Annotated in this window: 18 protein-coding genes and 1 pseudogene; 9 read left to right on the top strand and 10 right to left on the bottom strand. The window is 70.5% G+C overall.

Going from position 1 to position 21,204, the window contains the following annotated elements:
* The first annotated feature begins 2 nt into the window (after positions 1-2).
* On the top strand, positions 3-389 hold the full coding sequence (locus ACIBSV_RS36015) for a MarR family winged helix-turn-helix transcriptional regulator (protein ID WP_395870995.1): 387 nt from the start codon (positions 3-5) through the stop codon (positions 387-389).
* A 275-nt stretch (positions 390-664) separates the two neighbouring features.
* The gene (locus ACIBSV_RS36010) at positions 665-4,105 is read left to right on the top strand and encodes a DNA polymerase III subunit alpha (protein ID WP_395870705.1); all 3,441 of its coding nucleotides are present in this window, start codon (positions 665-667) and stop codon (positions 4,103-4,105) included.
* 369 nt (positions 4,106-4,474) lie between these two features.
* Here ACIBSV_RS36010 and ACIBSV_RS36005 read toward each other — a convergent pair whose 3' ends face one another.
* Together ACIBSV_RS36005 and ACIBSV_RS36000 are read right to left on the bottom strand one after the other, a co-directional pair.
* Positions 4,475-4,702, bottom strand: a complete 228-nt coding sequence (locus ACIBSV_RS36005) for a hypothetical protein (protein ID WP_395870703.1) — start codon at positions 4,700-4,702, stop codon at positions 4,475-4,477.
* Between the two features lie 5 nt (positions 4,703-4,707).
* Positions 4,708-5,457, bottom strand: coding sequence for an SDR family NAD(P)-dependent oxidoreductase (locus tag ACIBSV_RS36000; RefSeq protein ID WP_395870701.1), 750 nt, complete (start codon positions 5,455-5,457; stop codon positions 4,708-4,710).
* A 93-nt stretch (positions 5,458-5,550) separates the two neighbouring features.
* Between ACIBSV_RS36000 and ACIBSV_RS35995 the strand changes: the two genes are divergently transcribed.
* Positions 5,551-6,159, top strand: coding sequence for a TetR/AcrR family transcriptional regulator (locus ACIBSV_RS35995; RefSeq protein ID WP_395870699.1), 609 nt, complete (start codon positions 5,551-5,553; stop codon positions 6,157-6,159).
* 387 nt (positions 6,160-6,546) lie between these two features.
* On the opposite strand, the gene ACIBSV_RS35990 is transcribed toward ACIBSV_RS35995, so the two are convergent.
* Positions 6,547-6,915, bottom strand: a complete 369-nt coding sequence (locus tag ACIBSV_RS35990; RefSeq protein WP_395870697.1) for a hypothetical protein — start codon at positions 6,913-6,915, stop codon at positions 6,547-6,549.
* A 550-nt stretch (positions 6,916-7,465) separates the two neighbouring features.
* On the opposite strand from ACIBSV_RS35990, the gene ACIBSV_RS35985 reads away from it, so the two are divergent.
* Positions 7,466-8,083 carry a class I SAM-dependent methyltransferase gene (locus ACIBSV_RS35985; RefSeq protein ID WP_395870695.1) on the top strand — a complete coding sequence of 206 codons (618 nt, stop codon included), beginning with the start codon at positions 7,466-7,468 and terminating at the stop codon, positions 8,081-8,083.
* Between the two features lie 19 nt (positions 8,084-8,102).
* Here ACIBSV_RS35985 and ACIBSV_RS35980 read toward each other — a convergent pair whose 3' ends face one another.
* Entirely contained in the window at positions 8,103-8,558 is a 456-nt protein-coding gene (locus ACIBSV_RS35980) for a tellurite resistance TerB family protein (RefSeq protein WP_395870694.1), read from the bottom strand.
* Positions 8,559-9,012: 454 nt separating this feature from the next.
* On the opposite strand from ACIBSV_RS35980, the gene ACIBSV_RS35975 reads away from it, so the two are divergent.
* Entirely contained in the window at positions 9,013-9,600 is a 588-nt protein-coding gene (locus tag ACIBSV_RS35975) for a GNAT family N-acetyltransferase (protein WP_395870692.1), read from the top strand.
* Positions 9,601-9,927: 327 nt separating this feature from the next.
* On the opposite strand, the gene ACIBSV_RS35970 is transcribed toward ACIBSV_RS35975, so the two are convergent.
* Positions 9,928-10,833: a S41 family peptidase gene (locus ACIBSV_RS35970; protein ID WP_395870690.1), complete on the bottom strand. Its 906-nt coding sequence runs from the start codon at positions 10,831-10,833 to the stop codon at positions 9,928-9,930.
* 57 nt (positions 10,834-10,890) lie between these two features.
* Between ACIBSV_RS35970 and ACIBSV_RS35965 the strand changes: the two genes are divergently transcribed.
* Positions 10,891-11,430, top strand: a complete 540-nt coding sequence (locus tag ACIBSV_RS35965) for an ArsR/SmtB family transcription factor (protein ID WP_395870688.1) — start codon at positions 10,891-10,893, stop codon at positions 11,428-11,430.
* A 440-nt stretch (positions 11,431-11,870) separates the two neighbouring features.
* On the opposite strand, the gene ACIBSV_RS35960 is transcribed toward ACIBSV_RS35965, so the two are convergent.
* Complete coding sequence (locus tag ACIBSV_RS35960) at positions 11,871-12,812, bottom strand: hypothetical protein (protein ID WP_395870686.1); 942 nt, start codon at positions 12,810-12,812, stop codon at positions 11,871-11,873.
* A gap of 539 nt (positions 12,813-13,351) precedes the next feature.
* Here ACIBSV_RS35960 and ACIBSV_RS35955 point away from each other — a divergent pair.
* Both ACIBSV_RS35955 and ACIBSV_RS35950 read left to right on the top strand, forming a co-directional pair.
* A complete protein-coding gene (locus ACIBSV_RS35955) occupies positions 13,352-14,692 on the top strand; it encodes a radical SAM protein (protein ID WP_395870684.1) in 1,341 nt (446 codons plus the stop codon).
* On the top strand, positions 14,689-15,705 hold the full coding sequence (locus ACIBSV_RS35950) for an aminotransferase class I/II-fold pyridoxal phosphate-dependent enzyme (RefSeq protein WP_395870682.1): 1,017 nt from the start codon (positions 14,689-14,691) through the stop codon (positions 15,703-15,705). The genes ACIBSV_RS35955 and ACIBSV_RS35950 overlap by 4 nt, the downstream gene beginning before the upstream one ends.
* Before the next feature lie 60 nt (positions 15,706-15,765).
* On the opposite strand, the gene ACIBSV_RS35945 is transcribed toward ACIBSV_RS35950, so the two are convergent.
* The 4 genes and pseudogenes from ACIBSV_RS35945 to ACIBSV_RS35930 all read right to left on the bottom strand — a co-directional run bounded on the left by ACIBSV_RS35945 (position 15,766) and on the right by ACIBSV_RS35930 (position 20,314).
* On the bottom strand, positions 15,766-18,441 hold the full coding sequence (locus ACIBSV_RS35945; RefSeq protein ID WP_395870680.1) for a cation-translocating P-type ATPase: 2,676 nt from the start codon (positions 18,439-18,441) through the stop codon (positions 15,766-15,768).
* A gap of 48 nt (positions 18,442-18,489) precedes the next feature.
* Entirely contained in the window at positions 18,490-18,591 is a 102-nt protein-coding gene (locus tag ACIBSV_RS35940; protein ID WP_395870993.1) for a universal stress protein, read from the bottom strand.
* Positions 18,592-18,709: 118 nt separating this feature from the next.
* Positions 18,710-19,399: pseudogene (locus tag ACIBSV_RS35935) on the bottom strand (universal stress protein); the annotation flags it as partial.
* A gap of 354 nt (positions 19,400-19,753) precedes the next feature.
* Positions 19,754-20,314: a flavodoxin domain-containing protein gene (locus ACIBSV_RS35930; RefSeq protein WP_395870678.1), complete on the bottom strand. Its 561-nt coding sequence runs from the start codon at positions 20,312-20,314 to the stop codon at positions 19,754-19,756.
* Positions 20,315-20,786: 472 nt separating this feature from the next.
* Here ACIBSV_RS35930 and ACIBSV_RS35925 point away from each other — a divergent pair, with 472 nt between their 5' ends.
* Positions 20,787-21,122, top strand: coding sequence for a hypothetical protein (locus tag ACIBSV_RS35925; protein WP_395870676.1), 336 nt, complete (start codon positions 20,787-20,789; stop codon positions 21,120-21,122).
* Positions 21,123-21,204: the final 82 nt, after the last annotated feature.

The raw sequence follows: 21,204 nt of genomic DNA, 5'->3' as shown, positions 1-21,204 counted from the left end.
GCATCGGCGCCGAGCACGACCTGTCCCTCACCCAGCTGCGCGTGCTCGGCATCCTGCGCGACCGACGCCCCCGCATGAGCGACCTCGCGGCCTTCCTCGGCCTGGACAAGTCGACCCTGTCCGGCCTCATCGCCCGCGCCGAACGCCGCGGGCTGCTGACACGTGGTGCCGACCCCGACGACAAGCGCGCCGTCGTCGTCCTGATCACCGACGCCGGACGCGACCTCACCCGGCGCCTGTACGAGGAAGTCCGGGACACCCTCGCACCGGCCACCGGTCGACTCGATCCAAAACAGCGCGAGCAGCTCGCTCGGCTGCTCGAGCCGCTCCTCACCCCTCCCCTGTCGGCAACGCCGCGACCCGAGCGCCCGGTGCGCGGCACGCCCTGAGTCCGGGACCGCTGCCGGCGGCGGCCCGGCGCACGGACGCCGACACGCCCGAAGCGAACCTCGCGGACGCTCTCGACCGGCTCATGTGCCGCGCCCGCACCGGGCGGGCCACCCGAACCCAGCACAACCCCGCCGGCCCGCTCCCTGCACGAAGGGCGTGCCAACCAACGCTGCCCGTCGTAGGGAGGACGGTTGGCAAAGTTGATCCATTCGAACTATTGTCCGAATGAGAGGTGGTTTTCGGACAGGGGGGTGGACGCGGGCGGAGGTGTGCGGTGGACGGTTTCGCGCACTTGCACACCGCGTCGGGCTACTCGGCCCGGTACGGCGCCTCCCATCCGGAGGACCTGGTGGCGCGGGCAGCCGAGCGAGGCATGTCGGCCCTGGCCCTGACGGACCGCGACACCGTCGGCGGCGCGGTCCGCTTCGCCCAGACCTGCGCGAAGCGCGGGGTGCGCCCGATTTTCGGCGTCGACGTCTCCGTCGCCCCCGCCGCGCCCGACACACCTCGCGCGCGGCGGCGCCGAACACCGGTCCGCGGCGGGGCCCACGTCGAACAACCCCCGCTGCGCGTGACCCTCCTCGCCCGGGACCGCGAGGGCTGGTCGCGGTTGTGCCGTCTGGTCTCGGCCGCACACGCCGTCGGAGGGCCGCCGGTGGTGCCGTGGTCGGCGCTGCGCGAACACGCGGGGCCCGGGTTGACCGTGCTGCTCGGCCCGACCTCGGAACCGGTGAGGGCACTGTCCGACGGCCGCCCGGACACCGCGGAGCACCTGCTGGCGCCCTGGCGTGAACTGTTCGGCGATGCGCTGCGCCTGGAGTGTCTGTACTACTGGTCGTCGGGTACCGGGCCGGGTTCGCTGCGTCTGGCCGCCCGGACCGTCCAGCTGGCCGACCGGGTCGGGGTGGCCGCCGTGTTGACCAACGCCGTGCGCTACGCCGACCCCGACCAGTACAAGGTCGCCGACGTCCTGGACGCCGCCCGCCTGCTGCGCCCGATCCGTTTCCACCGCCCGGACTTTCTCGATCCGCGCGAGCGCTGGTTGAAGGACCCGGGGGCGATGGCGGCGGTCGCGGCCCGGATCGCGGACGCCGCCGGCGCCGGACCCGACCGCGCCCGGGTGCTGCTGGCACGGACCGCGGCGACCGCGGACGAGTGCCGGGTGGATCCGGTAAAGGACCTGGGTCTGGGCGGCACGTTCTTCCCCGAGCCGGCCGTGGTGGGCGCCACGGACGACTCGGCGGCGCGGGTGTTGCGCGAGCGTTGCGAGGCCGGAATGGTCCGGCGGGGCCTGGACCGCGACGAGGTCGCGATGGAGCGGTTGGCGCGGGAGCTGGAGGTGATCGGACGGCTGCGGTGCGACACCTACTTCCTCACGGTCGGCCAAGTGGTCGCGGATGTGCGGGAGATGGGGGTGCGGGTGGCGGCGCGCGGGTCGGGGGCGGGGTCGATGGTGTGCCACGCGCTGGACATCGCCACCGCCAATCCCCTGGACCACGGCCTGCTGTTCGAACGGTTCCTGTCCGAACGCAGGTCCTCGTTGCCGGACGTCGACATCGACGTGGAGTCCGCCCGGCGCCTGGACGTCTACCGCAGGATCTTCGAGCGGTTCGGCAGCGAGCGCGTCGCGGTGACGTCGATGCCCGAGACCTACCGGGCCCGCCACGCACTGCGCGACGTCGGCCTCGCCCTGGGCCTGGCCGCACCCGACATCGACCGCATCGCCAAATCCTTCCCCCACATCCGCGCCCGCGGGATCACCACCGCGCTGGCCGAGTTGCCCGAACTGCGGCAGCTCGCGGCCGAGGCGGAGCGCCACGGCCCGCTGTTCGAACTCGCCGAGCGACTGGACGCGTTGCCGCGCGGGATGGCGATGCACCCCTGCGGGGTCATCATCACCGACGCCACCCTGCTGGACCGGCTGCCGGTCCAACCCACCCCCGGCGACGCCTTCCCCATGGTCCAAGCGGCGAAGGAGGAGGTCGAAGCCCTCGGCCTGATCAAGCTGGACGTGCTGGGGGTGCGGATGCAGTCCGCGATGGCGCACGCCGTCGCCGAGGTCGAACGCACCACCGGCACACACATCGACCTCGACGACCCGCATCAGGTGCCGCTCGACGACTTCTTCGCGTTCAGGCTGATCCAGGCCTCCGACACCATCGGCATGTTCCAGTTGGAGAGCCCGGGCCAGCAGGACCTGCTCAGCCGCCTGCAGCCGCGCGGCGTCCAGGACGTCATCGCCGACATCTCCCTGTTCCGGCCCGGGCCGGTCGCAGGGGGCATGCCGGAGCAGTACATCGCCGCCCGCCACGGCGCCGCCCCCACCTACCCCCACCCCGACCTGGAACCGGTCCTCGCCGACACCTACGGCGTCACCATCTGGCACGAGCAGATCATGGGCCTGCTGGCCACGACGACCGGCTGCGACCTCGCGCTCGCCGACGTCGCCCGCCGCGCCCTGTCCGACCGCGACCGCATGCCACAGGTCCGCGACTGGTTCCACGAACACGCCGCCACCCGCGGCTACACCCCCGAGGTACGCGACGAGGTGTGGCGCATCGTCGAGAGCTTCGGCGCATACGGCTTCTGCCGCGCGCACGCGGTCGCGTTCGCCGTCCCGGCGTTGCAGAGCGCATGGCTCAAGGCCCACCACCCGGCCGCGCTGTACGCCGGGCTCCTGGAGCACGATCCGGGGATGTGGCCGCGCCGGGTGATCGTCGCCGACGCCCGCCGCCACCGGGTCCCGATCCTGCCCGTCGACGTCAACCACTCCCGCCCCGGCCACACCATCGAGCAGACGAGCGACGGTACGTGGGGGGTGCGGCTGGCGCTGTCGGCGGTGCGCGGCATCACCGACGAGGAATGCGCCCGCATCGACGCCGGCCGCCCCTACACCTCCCTGTCCGACCTGTGGCAACGCGCCCGACCCGCCCTGCCCACCGCCGAACACCTCGCCCGCATCGGCGCCCTCGACTGTCTGCACAACGGACGCCTGACCCGCCGCGACCTGCTCCTGCAACTGTCCGAACTCCACCGCCGCACCCGCAGGGTCGGCGACGGCCAACTCCCCCTCGCCGACAGCCGACTCGACGCCACCGCCCCCAGCGGACTCCCCGAGATGACCACCCGCGAAGCCGTCGGCGCCGAACTCCACGTCCTGGGCATCGACCTCTCCCGCCACCTGATGGAACACCACCACCGACTCCTCCGCGAGATCGGCGCCGTCGACGCCACCCACCTCGCCGAACAACCGGCAGGCCGACAAGTCCTCGTCGCCGGCGTCCGCGCCTCCACCCAGACCCCACCCATCGCCTCCGGCAAACGCGTCATCTTCGTCACCCTCGAAGACGGCTCCGGCCTCGTCGACCTCGCCTTCTTCGAGGACTCCCACCCCGCCTGCGCCCACACCGTCTTCCACTCCGGGCTCCTCCTGGTCCGAGGCAAGGTCCAGGTCCGGGGACGGCGGCGCACCGTCGTCGGCACCATGGCCTGGGACCTCGACGAGATCGCCACCCTCCGCCGCGACCACGGACCCCAGGCCGCACTCGACCTCCTCGGCGCCCCCACCCCACACCCCACACCCGCCCAACCACGGCGCGTCCTCGTCCACGGCACCGGCGCACTCCAACACCCCTACGCCGACCTCCAACCCCCCGGCCAACGCTCCGCCGACCTCACCCGCTACGGCCACCGCAGCCCCGGAAGCCCCGGCTGACGGCCACGAGGGGCAGGGGAGCGTTCCTATTCCGTCCGGGACAGCTCCGGGCGTGCGGCCCGCGTGCCCGCACCGGCCCGGGCCGGTGACGAAGCATTTCCGGCCGGATCCGATACCGGCCGCCGCGCGCAGGGCGACATCCTCACCCCGCAGACCATGCTGTGGCCGGACGAGCTCCATGCCCCGAGGGCGTCGCCCCACGGGGCGAGGTGACGACCCGGAACTATCAAGAAATAAATCCTGATACTCCCGACGATCCAGCCCCAGACACGAGAAGGCCCGAGACCGGCTCGCCCGCCGCGCGGGCGAGCCGGAAGGGTCGTCCCAGACCGTGGCGTTCGTGTCGGTGGGCTTGCGGGTGAAGCGCAGTTACCCGCCATCGACCTCGGCGGTTGCGGCGGGAATGATCCGGCGCGCCCTGGCGAGGTTGGCAATCAGTTCGGCACGGGTCTGGTGCTCGTGCGCGACCCACGCGGGTTGACCGGGCCCGCTGCGCCACGACTCGCTGAGCGGGCTGCGATCGAGGCTGCCGGGCTCGCCCGTCCCGAGCGAGCGCGGCCGGCCACGCGCCGCCATCCTCGCCGGATGCGCGGCCATGGAACTCAGATCTGGTTCAGGCCGCCGTCGACGTACAGGCTCGAACCGGTGATGAAGCTGCTCTGCTCGGAGGCGAGGAAGGCCACGGCGGCGGCGATCTCCTCCGGGCGCCCGAGCCGGCCCAGCGGCACATGCGTAGCCAGTTGCCGCTTGAGTCCGGCGGCCTGCTCCGGGTCGGGCGCGAGCCCCGACAGACCAGGGGTATCGGTCGGGCCGGGTGTAATGGTGTTGACCCGGATGCCGCGTCCCTTGAGTTCGTTGGCCCAGGTCCGGGAGAACGATCGGGTGGCGGCCTTGGTCGCCGCGTACACGCCGAACGCCTCCGCGCCGACGTCCACGTTGGTGGAGCCGTTCAAGATCACCGAGGCGCCGTCGTTGAGCAGTGGCAGCGCCTTCTGCACGGTGAACAGCGTGCCCCGGACGTTGATATCGAAGAGGGTGTCGAAGTGCTCCTCGGTGACCTCCTCGAGCGTCACGAACGCGGCGACGGAGGCATTCGCGAACAGTACGTCCAGGCCCCGTCCCCGGCTGCGGATCGTCTCGTAGAGCCGGTCCAGGTCGGCCGGGTTCGAGATGTCGCCGATCACGGCGGTGGCCGCTGAACCGATCACTTCGACGGCCGCGTCGAGTTCGGTCCTGCGCCGGCCGGTGATGAACACGTGTGCGCCCTCGGCGGCCAGCCGCACCGCACTGGCCAGGCCGATTCCGGTGCCGCCTCCGGTGACGAGAGCGGTCTTACCCTCCAGTAGTCCCATGGGATCAGCCTCCTTCGACTTCCGCATCGATCGATGCGGAAGTCGAACGTAGCACTTCTGTAGCGATCGATGCGGAAGAGATAGACTGCGGGCGTGGAGACCAAAAAGAGCGGCCCGATCGGTCGACCGCGAGGATTCGACGCAGACGAAGCTCTCGAGCGCGCCGTGCTGGTCTTCTGGGAGCACGGCTACGAGGGCGCCAGCCTGGCCACTCTGACCGACGCGATGGGCATCTCCACCACCAGCATGTACGCCACCTTCGGCAACAAGGAGGAGCTGTTCCGCAAGGCCCTGGAGCGCTACACCGAAGGCCCGGGCGCATACCTGACCCGGGCCCTGGAGGAGCCGACCGCCCTCGGCGTCGCCACCGCGATTCTGGCCGGCACCGTTCGAACCACCACCCGCCCAACCCATCCTCACGGGTGCCTGGGCGTCCAGGGCGCCTTGGCCGTCGGCGACTCCGGGCGTGGAGTCCGTGACCTTCTCGTCGCCTGGCGCAACAACGGCTGCTCCTGCGTCCGGGAGCGATTCCAGCGAGCCGTCGACGACGGCGACCTGCCTCCGGAAACCAATCCGGGGCTGCTGGCCCGCTACGTCACCACCTTGGCATTCGGCATCGCCGTGCAAGCCGCGAGCGGTGTCGGCCGCGATGAACTCCAGGAGATGGCTGACGTCGCCCTACGCAACTGGCCGCTCTCCTGAGAACCGCCCGGCGTTCGTCTTCGCGCGCTCCGGCGCGGCCACCGGCGCCCGTCACACCGTCCGGTTCACCAAGGTCCCCCGACTCGCGAAACTCCTGCGGGTGCCCACGTCGGCCCACCGCGAGCGTGGCGGCCGCAACCAAGAACCGCCCCGACATCGCCAAGCGAACCGCGACGAAGGCCACGACCACAGGCGACCCCGAAGCGCGCGGCCCCACGGCCCGACCACCCGAGAAGACGGGCTGAACCCGACCCACCCGGGCAGTGCGGGCGGGCCGCACAGGACGACGAGACGGCCCCGACCGCGACATTCGTGCGGTCGAGGCCGTCCCTGTCGTCGCGCGGGCGGGCCGGCAGAGGGGGATGCCGGGCGCGCCCGTGGACGGGTCTACCGGGGTTCGCCGCGTCGGATCCCGTCCGCGATGGTCTCGATCTGCCGGTCGAACATGCGGTCCATGGTCTCCATCAACTGCGGGTCCAGGTCCGGGCGGAGCAGGCCGGGGACCAGGTCGTTCAGGCCGATGTGGCGGCCGGGGGTGTGCAGGCCCTCCAGGCGTTCGAGGACGAACGCGTCCAGGTTCGTGTTCAGCGTGCGGTTGATCGAGTCCATCGCGGCATCCGGCGTTCGGCGTGGTGAATGCTCGAGTCGGCGGTGCATCGCGCGGAGTTCCTCGTCGGAACGCGCGGCGACTTCCTCGCTGACGACGGCCTTGCACGGGTTGCCCTCGTCATTGATCCATTCACGGATGACCCACATTCGGGACCTCCAAGATCGGGATCGAGAACGCTACTCCGCCGGCCCGAGGAGGTGAAGTGGCCCGGGGTCGACCGTGATCGAGTTGTGCCCGGCATCGCCCGACGTCGCGGCTGCGGTGCCGGCGCGTCCCATCGGGTGAACGCATCTCCCGGGTGCGGCGCGGCGCGCCGGGCAGGGATCCACCGGGAAACGATCGTGGGCGGCGTCGCGGCGTGTTCGTGTGTGGGCTCGAACGCTCCCGCAGACACGCCGCGGCCGGCCCCGCCCCTCGGGCACCGGCCGCGCCGTGCGTGAAACAACCACCGCAGCACGTAACACGGCGCGGCTGCCGCGTCCGCTCCGCAGGTCGGGGACGGGGCGGCCATCCCCGCCCACTGTGCGCGTCGCGAATGCACACGAACCCTCGGATACAACCGGCCGGCGGTCCACGGGCGGCCGAATCCCGTGGAGGATGCGCGTTGGATCGCGAGGTCTTGCACCGTGTCGTCGTGCTCCGCACCGTCCGGTTCGTCCGCTGTCGCACCGAGCGGCACCTGGCAGGATGCCTGGCATGACGAGAGCCGGGGAGCAGGAAGAATTTCGTCAGGCGCGGTCGTTCGGTGCCGCAGCGGACGCCTATGAGCGTGGCCGCCCGCCCTACCCGCCGGAGGCGGTGGCCTGGCTGGTGCCCGAGGACGCGCGAACCGTGGTTGATCTTGGTGCGGGTACGGGCAAGCTGACCCGGGCGCTGCGTGCCGCGGGCCGGGAGGTCGTCGCGGTGGAGCCCTCGGTCGGGATGCGCGAGCAGTTCGCGCGGGTGCTTCCCGATGTGCGGGTTCTGGACGGGACCGGGGAGTCGATCCCACTGCCGGATTCAAGCGTGGACGTCGTGGTCTGTGCGCAAGCGTGGCACTGGGTGGACCCGGAACGAGCCGTCCCTGAAGCTGCCCGGGTGCTGCGCCCGGGCGGGCGGCTCGGCCTGGTGTGGAATTTCCGTGATGTGTCGGTGCCTTGGGTGGCGGAACTCGACCAGATCCTGCGTGACTGTGCCGCAGCGCCGACGGATGACCGGCAAGTGGAGGGCGTGGGAGCGCTGTTCGGGCCCGTCGAGCGGCAGGGGCCCGTCTCGGCCGGCAGGTGTTCCCGGCGATCCGGCCCCCACCGGGCTCGGGTCCGCGGCGGGCCATGACGACTCTGCGGTCCTCGTCTCAGAGTCCGAACTCGGCACGGGCGATGCCCAACGCGACGCACGCCTCACGGATGACCGTCCGCTCGCTCGGGTCGAACCTGCCGTCCGCGCCGCCGATGACGATGCCGATCCGGATGACCGCGCGCGCCTCGTCCGGCTTCACCCTGGCCTTCGCGATGTCCTTCATGACCTGTGCCTTGCCGAGCCGGAAGTCGGTCGACAACCGGTCGGCGTGGGCGTGGAAACGACGCTGCAGGTCGTCCTTGTCGAACTGGCGCAGCGCTTCGTTGCCGGCGATCAGCTGCGCGACCTTCCGCGTCTCGGCCTCGTCGATCGTCCCGTCCGCGGCGGCGACCAGCGCGCACATCGCCATGCTCGCGTCCCGAAACGCGTCACTGGTCAACTCCCGCCTCTTCGCCGTCAACTGCGTCTGCATGTGCCGGACGGACTGCTCGACCTTGTCCCACAAGGGCATGACGTCTCCGTACGTTTGCCGCGTCGCCGGTCCCGCGCGATAGCCGCTCGGGCGCATTCCATCCCGACCAACGTAGAGGAACACGTCGTGCGAATGCGGCGCGGGTCGCAGGTGTTGCCGCCCCCGGATCGCATCGGCCGGTTCCGCGCGAGTCCGGGTGGGCACACCGCGTACATTGGGCCACGCAGGGGGTGCGGCCGGCACGGGTCCGGCACGGCGTGCTCACCCACCTCGGCCGCACCTCAGGCGTGAACCTCCTGCTGCCGGCGATGCCTGCGAGAACCGAGAACGTTCGTGCCGCGATTCCGAAGCGGGGCCCTGTGGATATCAGGGAGTTGTCCATGAGATCCGGGAACACCGTCGGTTGTGTCGCGCCCGGCCGGCCCGATACCGAGCACCGGCGTGATTTCCCCACATGCGCGGGAACCCGGAACCTGGGCTATCGTCCGCGCCTATGACGGAAGCAAAGATCACCATCGCCACGCCCGCGGATCGCGAACGGGTCGTGGCCTCGCTGGTCGCCGCGTTCCCCGGCGACCCGGTCTTGCGGTACCTCTTTCCCGACGATGTCACCTACCCGCCGTACGCCGCAGCGTTCTTCGGTCACCTCTTCGACAAGCGCGTACACAAGGAGACGGTGTGGACGGTCGGGAGCGGCGGGTCCGTCGCGATCTGGGAACCGCCCGCGACCTCGACGCCGGCCGCCGCCGAGAGCGGTGCCGTGGGCGAGCCCTGGACCTCGGTGCTCCCCGCCGACGCGGCCGCCCGGGTCCGGGCCTACGACGTCGCCGTGCACGACGTGCTGCCCACCGCGCCCTTCTGGTACCTCGGCGTCCTGGGCACCCACCCCGAACACGCCGGACAGCGCTGGGGCCACGCCGTCATGGCAGCCGGACTGCGGCACGCCACCGAGCACGGACTGCCGGCGGTTCTGGAGACCGGCAACCCCGAAAACGTCGAGATGTACCGCCGAGCCGGCTGGGAGGTCCTGGACACGATAACCGAGCCCCTGCCCACCTGGATCATGCAGCACAAGCCCTGACCCGCACAGGGTCGAGCCCTCGCACATCGCGCTTGCGGCCGTCGATTCTCTCTCCGGCGTCGATGCCCCGGGTTGCGGTGGGCACGCCGGGACCGGCTCCACCAGCGCCCGGCGGGCGTCGGACAGATCACTTGGATAGGCTTTGCACTGCGGGGAGTTCGTCATAACCACACCCTCGGCCCGGTGCGCGGAGTGCCGGCCCGGTCCTGCGGGGTGTGAGCACGCCGAGGGCCGCCGGAGACCAGGCCCCCGCCGCCGGAGCCGGCTGCCGAAGCCGAAGTGCATATGGGGAGCACTCGCGTGCTGCTGTCGGTGAGCTGGACTGGGTCAGTCTGCCAGTCGGGCGAGGGCCAGTACGTGCGCGCGGTCGAGGGAGTCGCCTGCAGCGCAAGGGATGTCCGGTTGCACACCGGTGCCCTCCCAGTTCGTGCCGGAGACGGGGTTGATGGCGCGGCCGACGGGCACGGTGGCTTCCAGGTGTGGGTGCACGGTCCAGCCCTGGCATGGATGTGCACCGCCGCGGGTGCGCTCGCCGACGACGACGGCGCGACCGAGTTGCTGGAGGTCGTACGCCAACTCTTCGGCGGCGGAGAAGGTGCTGCCGCTGGACAGCACGTACAACGGCTTGCTGCCGCCGAAGCGCGCGCCGGGAACGTGCGGCAGGCTCCAGGACTGCTCGATGCGCTCGCCGCGGCGCCAGGACATGGTGTTGAGGTGGGTGCGCTCGTCGAGCAGGTAACTGCAGACGAAGGCGACCGTGTCCGGGTCGCCGCCCCGGTTGGACCGAAGGTCCACGATCAGCGCCTGGGCGCGGGAGGCCACGGTGAGCGCGGCACTCAGCGGCTCGGCGGCCCACTCCAGCGGAAACAGCATCGGTGCCAGCTCGACCACGGCGACCCCTCCGTCGAGCAACTGCACCCGGGGCGCACCGCCCAGCGAGGTGTCGAAGTCCCGGCGCATGGAGTCCAGGGTGGCCGCCCCCCGCTTCGGGGACACCGGGTCGACGTGGTGCTTCAGTCTCAGGTGTCGGTCGCCGTTGACGGACTGCAGGTCCGCGGTGACCAGCCGGGCGAGCTCCTCGGGGCCGTCGACGTCGTAGGCGCCCTCGGTGAGGCGTCGTTGCAGCAGGCCGGCGAGCTGCTCGGCTATGTCGGGGAAAACGTAGTGCTCGGTCAGCAGCCGGGCTGTCTCGTCGATGACAGGGGCGGGCGGAGTCTTCGTCAGAGTCGTCATGGCGAGGAGTAGAGCACTGCCCTTGCGAAAGCGTCAAGAAGTTTAGACACTTTCGGTATGCGTGATCAGCCTTCCTTCCCGCCGCCTCCTGAGGATGTCCTGGAGATCGGCGCGCCCGAGCAGTTCGCGGCGCTCGCCCACCCGTTGCGGCAGCGGTTGCTCTTCGCCCTCGGCCAAAGGCCCGCCACCATCAGCCGGCTCGCGGCGCAGCTCGACGCGAAGAAGGGCAACGTGGCCCACCATCTCAAAGTGCTCCGCGAAGCCGGGCTGGTCCACATCGCCGAGACCCGCCAGGTCCGCGGCGGTACCGAGCAGTACTACCAACGCACGGCCCGCCACATGGTCGTCGCCGAACCCCAAGCGGCAGGCACCGCCGCCATGCTTGCCGCGTTCGCCCAGGAGCTGGACCGCTCACCCGCCGAGACCCTGACGATGCGCCACCTGCGTCTCAGCCCCGCGCAGGCACGAGAACTCGGCGAGACCCTCACCAACCTGGTCGACGAGGCCGAGGAAGATACAGAGGACCAGCCCGTCCACGGCGTGCTGGTAGCGCTCTATCAACAGGCTCCGCCGACCGGCACCACCGGTTCCGCCTAGCGGCACCAACCCCACCGGACAGCACACCTGGCTCACGCCGGACGAGCCACACCCATCGACATCCAACCTGGTCGCCCCAGATCAGCGCCCTGCACGCAACCATCTTCGATGTCGAACGACACGCACGGCGCGCCATCGCGTGCAGGTCGTCGCCCTGACGTCCGCACGGTGACCGACCGTTCCGGGGCACGGGCAGGTTGCCGAGGCCTGTGCCGTTGGTCGGTCTGCGAGGAGAATTCGTCGTCGTGGGAGTGCGAAGCTCGCGCGCCCGTCGGTTTGGCGATTGAGCATTCTGGCCCGGTCCACGTGGCCCGGCGCCCCGATGGTCGTGCTGCGGCACGGCTGGCCGGACTCGGTGTTGCGGTTCGAGCGCGTTCTGCCTTTGCTTGCGGACATGCACGTGTGGTTCCCGCGCTGCCGCGCTTCCCGTTCGCCCCCCGCTAACCCTGCCCGGCATGTCGGCCAATCGCATCGCCGGGATCGTTGCGGATGCTCTGGATGAACTCGGTTACTCGCGGTACACGGTGTCCGGCGGCGACGTTGGAGACACCGTCGCGGAGCTCCTCGCGGCCGAACACCCGGACCGGGTCGCTGCCCTGCACCTCACGAACATCGCCCCGCAACGTGCGCTCACGGCGGACCCCGCGAAGCTCGCGCCGGACGCGGCGGCCTACCTCGGCCGGGCGGCGCAGTGGTTCCGGACCGAGGGCGGGTACATCGCGGAGCAGTCGACGCGACCGAACACGCTCGCCGTCGCGGCCGGTGCAGCACCCGCAAGGCAGGTCCGCGACGCCTTCACCATCGGGCCCGCAACGTGGCACCGGCGCACGCGGGTGCCATCTCCGGGTCCCCGCAGAGCACGGCCGAGCTCGGACAGGGCCGGCCGCGCAACACCACCGCGGCCGCGGCGACATCTCCACCGCGGTGTTCGTCCGCGCGATGCCCGACTCGCGGGCTCGTGGATGGGTGAGGCCGACCTGGCCGTCGACTCCGGACAATGCCTGCTCGACCTCGGCGAACGCCCCCACGCGCTCCACCTCATCGGCGAGGGCCTCGACGTCCTCCAACGCCCGCGCGACAAGACCCGCGGCGTCTTCCTCACCTACCAGGCCCGCGCCTGTCTCCGGAGCGGACAGATCGACCGGGCGGCGGCCGCCGCCACCGAGGCACCCACCCTCGCCCACCGCATCGGCGCACCCCGCTGCGTCACCCTCGTCCGCGCCCTCGCCCACGCGTTCGCACCCCATCACGCCGTCGATCACGTATCCGCCGGCGCGCCGGCCCCAGCTCGCGCAGTAGTCGCCGAGGTCCTGCGGGACGCCGTGGCCGAAGTTGTAGCTGCCGTAGTCGTAACCCCGGCCCGGCAGGTGACCGTGGGACATGGGTGGGCCGGCCTGGTCGTAGCCTGCGGCCGGATTATCGGGTGCCGGCTCGTGGCTCGGCGCCGCCTCGGAGGCAGGCCGGTCGTAAGGGAATGCCGGAGACAAGTGGGACTCCCTGGAAAGTCGCGTGCCGCGCATGCGAAGAAGACGGATCCAGGCGAATCGACGCGCGGTGCCCGGGACGGGCGGCGACGTCTTCCCCACCCGCCCGGGATCCCGTTGACGCGGCAACCTACCCCGAGCGGTTGGCGATTGACAGAGGTTGTTCAGGCGCGAGCGCGCTCCCGGCCGGGAGGCGGAACCCCGGAAGCGAACAACCGGCCCGGAGCCTACGGAAGCAACGAAGCACCGACATTCCCTGGGCGTACGGCTGCGTCTTCCGTGCCTCGGCGCCGAGGTGGTCCCGGTGGTTCCGGTGGTCACTCCAACTCCCGTGCGGATCACGCGCGAGTCGTTGACGACGGATCGGATCGGGACACCGCGTTCCGCCTGCAGGTTCGGCCCATGTCGTCTGGAGTCCGTTCATGCATGATGACCGGATGAACCATACCGACCAGCGCTTCCACGTCATCGTGCTGTCGAACTTCGCGAAGGGCTTCGACAAGTACGCCTTCGCTTACGATAAAGAAGGAATTCCGGAGAGTACCTACCCCGACCGGTTCCACCTGCTGACCCGTGCGGAGTTGGGAATCGGCATCGGCAAGGCGCGACGCTTGCTGGACCGTCTGGCCATTCCGGGCGATCGGCTGCTGGTGCTGGAAACCACGGTGGACCCCGGCAAGCTGATACCCAACGTGTCGACCGGCCTCGGCACGGAACTGCACGAGGCTCGCATCCGGTTGTCAGCAGTCCACGAACTCGACCAAGTAGGCAACGAGTTCACTCTGCGTCCGACAACCGTCGAGGATGCGATGGCGGCCTCCCTGCACCTGCACGAATCGGCACAGCATCGCTACGCCGACACGCGACCGCGCACGGTTTCGCTTCTGCCGGTCGCCTCCGCCTGCCAGGCCCGGTGTTCGTTCTGCTTCTCCTCGGCTTCGATCTCCAGCGACCAAGCACCGGCACGGGTCCCGTGGGACGCGGTCGCCCACTGGCTGGAGCGCGCCCGTGCGGCGGGGGCCGAGCGTGCAGTGATCACCGGCGGCGGGGAGCCCACGCTCATACCGTTCGAACAGCAGTTGCGACTGGTGTCCGCCTGCTCGGCGGCCTTCCCGAAGGTCGTCCTGATCACCAACGCGCACACTCTGGCAAGGGGCGGGCACGCCGACCGAGCCGACCGCCTCGCAGCCCTGAGCGCCGCAGGTCTGAGCGTACTGGCGGTCTCCCGGCACCATCAGGACGACGCCGTCAGCGAGCGGCTGATGATGCTGCGCACGCCGGTGAGTTCTGTCATCGACACCTGGCGCGTGGGACGTGACCGGTGGCCGGGGCTGCGGATGAGGCTGATCTGCGTGCTCCAGCACGGCGGCGTCGCCGACGCGGCCGAGGTCGCCGACTACCTGTCGTGGGCCGCGTCTCTCGGTGTCGAGGAAGTCTGCTTCAAAGAGCTCTACGTATCCACCAGTACCGAGTCGCTCTACTTCGACCGCGCCGCCAACGTCTGGAGCCGAGAGCACCAGGTATCGCTGTCCATCGTCACCCGGTTCGCCGAGCAGCACGGCCTCGAACTGGCGAGCCGCCTGCCCTGGGGCGCGCCGGTCTACCACGGCAGCTGGGACGGACAGCCGATGCGGATCGCCGCCTACACCGAACCCAGCCTGCTCTGGGAACGCACCAACGGCATCGCACGCAGCTGGAACGTCATGGCCGACGGACGCTGCTACGCCTCGCTGGAAGACCGGGCCAGCGAAATCGTGCCGGAAGGTGCGACGGCATGAGGTTCGACGAGTTCCAGGAATTCCGGCAGCGGCAACTCCGTGCTTCCTCGTCGCTTCTGGACGCCGCCGAGACCAACGTGTACCGGGCGCTTGCTCCGATGCGACCGGAACCGCCGACCGACACGAGCACGGTGCACCGATGCGATCTCGCCCGTGCCTGGCTGCGGCGCTTCGAGCTGCCGGAAGAGTGGTCCGGCCACGCCATGGTCTGTCGCGGGGTCCGTCACGGGCTCGGCGTGGTGTTCCACCGGCTGCGCGCCGTGCAGGCGCGGTTGTGGCTGCCCAGCGACGTGTACCCGGTCTACTTCGAGCTGGCCCGCGCCGCGGGCCTGGCGCCCGCGTCCTACCCGACGCTACCCGCGCCGGTCCTGCCGGGGTCGCCGGCGGACCACCGGCCCGAATACCTGCTGCTCGCCAACCCCAGCAAGCCGCTCGGCCGATACCTGTCCGATGCCGAGTGCGCCGCGGTGATTTCGTGGTTGCGGGTATCACCACACCGCCGCCTGCTGATCGACAGCGTCTATGACCTGGGAGTCCCGCTCGCTGCCGGCACACGGCGATTGCTGGACACCGGTGGTGCGGTCCTGCTGCATTCGGTCACCAAGGGATGGCTGTGGCCACGTACATTCGGCGTGGTCCTGCTGGGTCCGGCGCAAGCCGAATTGGCCGAAGCGTTCCGGGCGGATCCGCCGACGTCGGCACAGCTGAGGCTCGCCGACCGTCTGCTGACCGAGCACAGCGACGTGCCCCGGCAGGTCGCCGACGAACTGGCCGCACGGGCTGAGCGGCTGTTCGAACGGTTGCCGGACGAAGTGCTCGGGGCGATTCCCACGGCGAGCCGCACTTGTCCCGGCAACTACTTCTTCCCGGTTGAAATCCCAGCGGAGACGCTCCGGCACGAGTGCGGCGTGCTCGCCATGCCGGTCGGCGTGTTCGGGGAGAGCAGTTGGTCCGGCTCCATCCTGACCAGCCTTGCCGACGCTTTCGGCCCGACGCCGGCGGTGGCACGATGAGCCGGCCCAAGCCGGCCGGAGTGCGCGTTGGGTTCCCGGTGCCTTTCTCGATCGGGCAGGTCAACTGGGACCCGCCGGATCGGGGGTCGGCGCCGGCCCGCCGGAGGCGATCGGTGCGCGATCGTTTTCGGCTGATCCTCGGATGAGGAAGCGGATCCACCGGGCGGCGCGTGCGGCGGCGAACCCCACGAGCACGCCGATCAGTGCCGGAGCGAGATCGGCGGCGGGAAGAGTCTCGGTGCCGAGCAGTTCGCGCAGCCACGGGACGTACACGCCGGCCAGGCCGAGCGCCGCGGAGGCGAGTACCGCGATCGGCAGTGACGGGTTCGCCCGGGTGAGCAGCCGGGTGCGCAGGCCCGTCACGACGCCGAGTTGGGCGCCCAGCAGGGTCAGGAACAACAGGGTCTGCCACCCGCGGCCGGTGTGGTCGGCCCAGGTGCCCACGGCGAGACTGATCGCGGTGACGACGACGCCCAAACCGAGGACGCGTTGCCACAGGCCGTCACCGAGGATGCTCTGCTCGGGCGGGCGCGGCGGGCGGTGCATGGTGCCGGGGTCGACCGGTTCGGCGCCCAGGGCCACTCCGGTGAGGCCGTGGGTGAGCAGGTTGATCCACAGGATCTGGCCGGCGACCAGTGGGATGGGCATCCCGAGGGCGGGTCCGATCAGCATGATCGCGATCTCCGCGATGCCGCCGGAGAGTGCGTACAGCAGGAAGCGGCGGATGTTGTCGTACACCCGGCGCCCTTCCTCCACGGCGGCGACCACGGTGGAGATCTCGTCGTCGGCCAGCACCACGTCGGCGGCCTGGCGTGCGACTTCGGTGCCCCGCTTGCCCATCGCGACACCGATGTCGGCTCGTCGCAGCGCAGGCCCGTCGTTGACGCCGTCGCCGTTCATCGCGGTCACGGCGCCGCGAGTACGCCACGCCTGGATGATCGTCAGTTTCTGTTCGGGGGTGGTCCGGGCGAACACACGGGCGGAGGTGAGGTCCAGGGTCGAGTCGGCGCTCATGTCGGCGCCGGTCAGGACAGTGGCGCCTCGCTCACCGATGATGCCCAGGCGCAGCGCGATGGCGCGGGCGGTGGCGGGGTGGTCGCCGGTGATCATCACGGGGGTGATGCCGGCGGCGCGGCAGGCGGCGACGGTGTCCCGGGCGGTGCTTTTGGGTGGGTCGGCGATCGCGATCAGGCCGAGCAGCGTCATACCCGTCTCCGCCGACTCGGCCGGCTCCGGCAGGGTTTCGAGCCGGCGCGTCGCGAAGGCCAGGACACGGTAGCCCGCGGCGGCCAGTTCGTCCGCCGCATGCCTGGCGATCCGCAGGCCGGTCGCGTCCGTCGTGAGGAATCGTGAGGTGAGCACGACTTCGGGGGCGCCTTTGAGGAATGCCCGCAGGCCGTCGTCCGGGTCGTGGTGGATCGTGGTCATGCGCTTGCGCACACTGTCGAACGGGGCCTCGGCCAGCCGCGTATGGCCCTCACGCAGGCAAGTGCGTTCGAGGCCCGCCTTGCCCGCCGCGGCGACGAGTGCGCTCTCGGTGGGGTCGCCCAAGGCCCGCCATTGGGTGTTGTCGGTGTCCGGAGGGACCAGTGTCGCGTCGTTGCAAAGCACTGCGGCAGTCAGCAGATCGCGAATGTGCGGGACGGCCTCGGCGTCGACCGCTGAGCCGGCGACGCGGAGTTGTCCGACCGGGCCGTATCCGCTCCCGGTGAGTTCGGCTGTTCCTGTCGGCGTCCACAGCCGCTCGGCGACCATGCGTCCTTCGGTGAGGGTACCGGTCTTGTCGGTTGCCAACACCGTCACCGAGCCCAGTGTCTCCACCGCCGGCAGATTGCGGACGATGGCGTGTCGGGCCGCCATGTGCCGGGCTCCCAAGGCGAGTCCGAGCGTTACCACCGCGGGCAGCGACTCGGGCACGGCGGCGACCGCGAGGCTGATCGCGGTGATCGCCATCGCCTCGATCGGTTCGCCGCGGAGCAGGCCGAGGCCGAACACCACCGCGCACAACGCGATCACCGCGACCGCGAGCACCCTGCCCAAGTGCGCGAGCCTGCGCTGCAACGGTGTGGGGCCCGGGTGTTCCCGCATGAGCACGGCGATCCGGCCCAGGGCGCTGTTCGAACCGGTTGCGATCACTTCGACCACGGCCCGGCCGCGGAGCACGACGGTGCCCGCGCCGAGCAGGTTTTCCGGCTGTACCTCGCCGGACGGGTCCGGGGCGGACTTGTCCGCCGGCATCGACTCGCCGGTCAGCGCGGACTCGTCGACGAGCAGGGCCGACCCCTCGGCCACGCACGCGTCCGCAGGAACGACGTCCCCCTCGACGAGGAGCACGACATCCCCCGGAACCAGTTCCGCGGCGGTGAGTTCGCACTCGATTCCGTCACGGCGGACCCGAACGCCGGGGGCGGCCAGATCGGACAGCGCGGTCACCGCGTGGTCGGCTCGGATCGCCTGCGCCACGCCCACCACCGTGTTCACCATGACCACGACGAGGATGATGGCGGTATCGGCGAAGTCGCCGGTCACCGAGGTCAATACGGCGGCGGCGAGCAGTACCAGGACCAGCGGATCCCGCAGTTGTGCCACCACTCGCGCCCATACGGGTGTCTGCTCGGCTCGTTCGATGGTGTTGGAACCGCACTCGGCGCGTTTGGTCTGCGCTTGACGCGTGGTCAGTCCCGTTGCGGACTCCGTGGGTCGGGTCGGGGGGTACCGGGCCTGTGCCTTGTGCATCGTTGTCCGCCGTTCCGAGGGGATGCAAGGTGGGTCGGGGCGAGCCGATCAACGCTGCGCAGGTTCCCGGTCGTCGTGCGCGCCGGGTACGACGACCAGGGGGCAGTGGGCGCGATGGATCAGTCCTTGGCTGACCGAGCCGAGCAACATGCCCCGGAATCCGCCGAGTCCGCGGCTGCCCACGACCAGGCACAGGGCGTGCTCGGAACGCCCGTACGAGGGTGGCGACGGGGTGGCCGACCAGGACGTCCCGGGACACCGCGACCTCGGGATATTTCTCGTGCCACCCGGCGAGCGTCTCGGCGAGCCGGATCCGGCCCTCCTGCATCTCGTCCGGGATGGAGATCCCGCTTATCAGCCCGGCGAAGGGCTGCCGGACATGCAACGCGAGCAGCGGGAGAGCGCGTACGGAAGCCTCCTCGAACGCGTACGCCACCGCCGTCTCGGACCGCCGGGCCCCGTCCACCGCGACGACGATCCGCCGCGTGTCGACGCCCGCCGGCTCACCCGCCCGCACCACGACCACCGGACACGAGGCGTGCGCGGCGACCGGCACCGCGATGCCACCGGTCGTCATCAACTCCTTCGCCGACGAGAGCTGTCGCGACCCAAGGACGAGCATCGCGGCTGTACGGGCCCGATCCCGCAGTACATGCGTCGGTTCGCCGTCGACCAGGTCGGTGTCGACCTCCAACCCGGGGTGTCGGTCCGTCGCCAGGACGCGGGCCTCGTCGAGCGCAACTTGCCCCGCGTTGCGGAAGCGGCCCGGCCAGGTCTGCGGGTACGCGGCGCCCCTGGCGTCGCGGTCGATTCCGAGCGGCCAGTCCAGGGCGTGCACCAGAAGCAACGGGAGCTTCCGTCGCGCCGCTTCGTCCGCCGCCCAGGCGATGGCGAGCTTTCCACCGTCGGTGTTCTCGACACCGACGATGATGGGCGGCAGTCCTCCGTGCGCCGTCATGGGCACTCCAATCGACCAGGGCCGACGCGATGTCGGCGCGTTCGAACTGTGCTCCATCGGAGCGTGCCGACAAAGGACCGGTCGACCCCACCGAAAGGACCGATGGTCCCCTCGGCCATCGAACTCGGCTGCCCCGAGGGAAGTTCGGTGGCAGCCGCCGACGAGGGGATCCCGTCGGCGGCCCACTTCGCAGTGTCTTGCCGCACTTGCCCACGGGTGGGGACGATGGGCCGCCGTTGCGCTCGGCCTCGACGTGGCGGGCCATCGCCCGCTTCATGTGGTGCGGGAGTCGGGTGTCCTTGAACTCCGCCCGGGCCGATCGCGACGGTTCGACCGTCCGTTGTCGAGGCCGTGTCACGGGTCGTGTCGTCTTCGATCCGGTCGCGCGGCATCGGCGTCTCCCGACGGGGTGCGGCCGGCTCGCAACGTGCGGGCGATGTCGTCCGCCCAGGCGTCGATCTCGCCCCAGTCGCGATAGTCGCCGTAGTGACCTCGGAGCATGCGATAGAGGTTGCGCCCGAACCAGGGGAGATCGTCTTTGTCCAGCGCCCCTGCGAACACGTGGTGTTCGTGGATGCGCATGACCTCGCGGAAGCACGCGACCTGTGCGGGCTCGGGGGTGCGACGACCGAGTCGGCCGGCGACGATTCGGGTGAGACCGACGCTGAACAACCATCCGGGCCGTCCGTCGAGGTCGGCGGCGTGGCCGCGCAGGAACGCCTCCGCGGGCGGCAGCCAGCGACCGTTGCGGATCGCACTGCCCAGGACGAACGCGTCGTAGCGTCGTGGGTCCGTGAACGCACTCATGGGCGCGGTCTCCGCGTGTACGCCGTCCTGTTCGAGCAGCGTGGCGATCCGGTGCGCTATCTCGTGCGTGGAGCCGTGAACGCTCGCATAGCCGACGAGAACGATCACCGCGTCACCTCCCTGAGGCTGTGTCCACCCACCATCTCTCCACGTACGACCACACGGCAGGGCCGATCGGCCCTTCACAGTTGTCGTTGCCTCGATCTGCGAACGCCCCGGCACATTTCGACGCTGACGCTGTGGGTCAATTCGGGTCCTCGCGTGACGTACGGCCTTCAAGACGGCGGTTGTGGTCCTGAGGGCCGACGCGGTCGTTTGGGAGGGTGTCGATGTCGATGCAGCCGAGGGCTCACGGGGAGATCCCGGTCGAGACGGTGCGGGTGGCGTGGGCGGAGCCACGTCCGCGTGGACGCCGACAGCTGGTCCGGCCGGAGATCGGCCGTCGGACAGCCATGCGCGCCGCAACTGTGGTCGGTTGCGGGCAACCATCGCCCATCTCCGGCTGCCCGACCACATCGGCGTGTGGTCGGGTCGAGCGCTTCGGTTGGCCAGTCGAGCAAGGGCCCGGCAGGGTTGGCGTATGACACGCGACGACCTCCTCACCATGCTCACCGAGCAGACAGCGGCATGTGGTCCCGCACGCCAGGCCCTGCTCTCCGAAGGAACCTTCGTCATCTGGGACGGCCTCGTCCCCGCCAACCGCCACGCGCAGACCTACCGGACCCGGCTCCGACGACTGCGCAAGCGAAAGCCGGAGCAACCGACACCCGGCCTCGCCGAGACCGTCGACATCCTCGAACGCGCAGACGACGAACTCCTTCGCCTCGGCCAGATCAACACGGCGGATCGAGCCTGGACATTTATGCTCTTCCTCGACGCCGCAGCCACAACGGTCCTGGCCTGTGAGCTGCTCTGAGTTTGGTGGAGTCCTTGAAGCCGGGTTATGGTGCCCGGCGTAAGGAGCACCACGAACCATGCCAGCACCACGCAAATACCCC

Origin of the sequence: Embleya sp. NPDC050154, assembly GCF_044460165.1 — a bacterium.
GTDB lineage: Bacteria > Actinomycetota > Actinomycetes > Streptomycetales > Streptomycetaceae > Embleya.
This window is presented reverse-complemented; position numbering and strand designations above follow the sequence as displayed.

Excerpts from the sequence above, each read along its gene's own strand:
- ACIBSV_RS36005 (WP_395870703.1), bottom strand. The coding sequence starts at position 4,702 with ATGGCCGCGCATCCGGCGAGGATGGCGGCGCGTGGCCGGCCGCGCTCG.
- ACIBSV_RS36000 (WP_395870701.1), bottom strand. The coding sequence starts at position 5,457 with ATGGGACTACTGGAGGGTAAGACCGCTCTCGTCACCGGAGGCGGCACC.
- ACIBSV_RS35990 (WP_395870697.1), bottom strand. The coding sequence starts at position 6,915 with ATGTGGGTCATCCGTGAATGGATCAATGACGAGGGCAACCCGTGCAAG.
- ACIBSV_RS35985 (WP_395870695.1), top strand. The coding sequence starts at position 7,466 with ATGACGAGAGCCGGGGAGCAGGAAGAATTTCGTCAGGCGCGGTCGTTC.
- ACIBSV_RS35980 (WP_395870694.1), bottom strand. The coding sequence starts at position 8,558 with ATGCCCTTGTGGGACAAGGTCGAGCAGTCCGTCCGGCACATGCAGACG.
- ACIBSV_RS35975 (WP_395870692.1), top strand. The coding sequence starts at position 9,013 with ATGACGGAAGCAAAGATCACCATCGCCACGCCCGCGGATCGCGAACGG.
- ACIBSV_RS35970 (WP_395870690.1), bottom strand. The coding sequence starts at position 10,833 with ATGACGACTCTGACGAAGACTCCGCCCGCCCCTGTCATCGACGAGACA.
- ACIBSV_RS35965 (WP_395870688.1), top strand. The coding sequence starts at position 10,891 with ATGCGTGATCAGCCTTCCTTCCCGCCGCCTCCTGAGGATGTCCTGGAG.
- ACIBSV_RS35960 (WP_395870686.1), bottom strand. The coding sequence starts at position 12,812 with ATGTCCCACGGTCACCTGCCGGGCCGGGGTTACGACTACGGCAGCTAC.
- ACIBSV_RS35955 (WP_395870684.1), top strand. The coding sequence starts at position 13,352 with ATGAACCATACCGACCAGCGCTTCCACGTCATCGTGCTGTCGAACTTC.
- ACIBSV_RS35950 (WP_395870682.1), top strand. The coding sequence starts at position 14,689 with ATGAGGTTCGACGAGTTCCAGGAATTCCGGCAGCGGCAACTCCGTGCT.
- ACIBSV_RS35945 (WP_395870680.1), bottom strand. The coding sequence starts at position 18,441 with ATGCACAAGGCACAGGCCCGGTACCCCCCGACCCGACCCACGGAGTCC.
- ACIBSV_RS35940 (WP_395870993.1), bottom strand. The coding sequence starts at position 18,591 with ATGTTGCTCGGCTCGGTCAGCCAAGGACTGATCCATCGCGCCCACTGC.
- ACIBSV_RS35925 (WP_395870676.1), top strand. The coding sequence starts at position 20,787 with ATGACACGCGACGACCTCCTCACCATGCTCACCGAGCAGACAGCGGCA.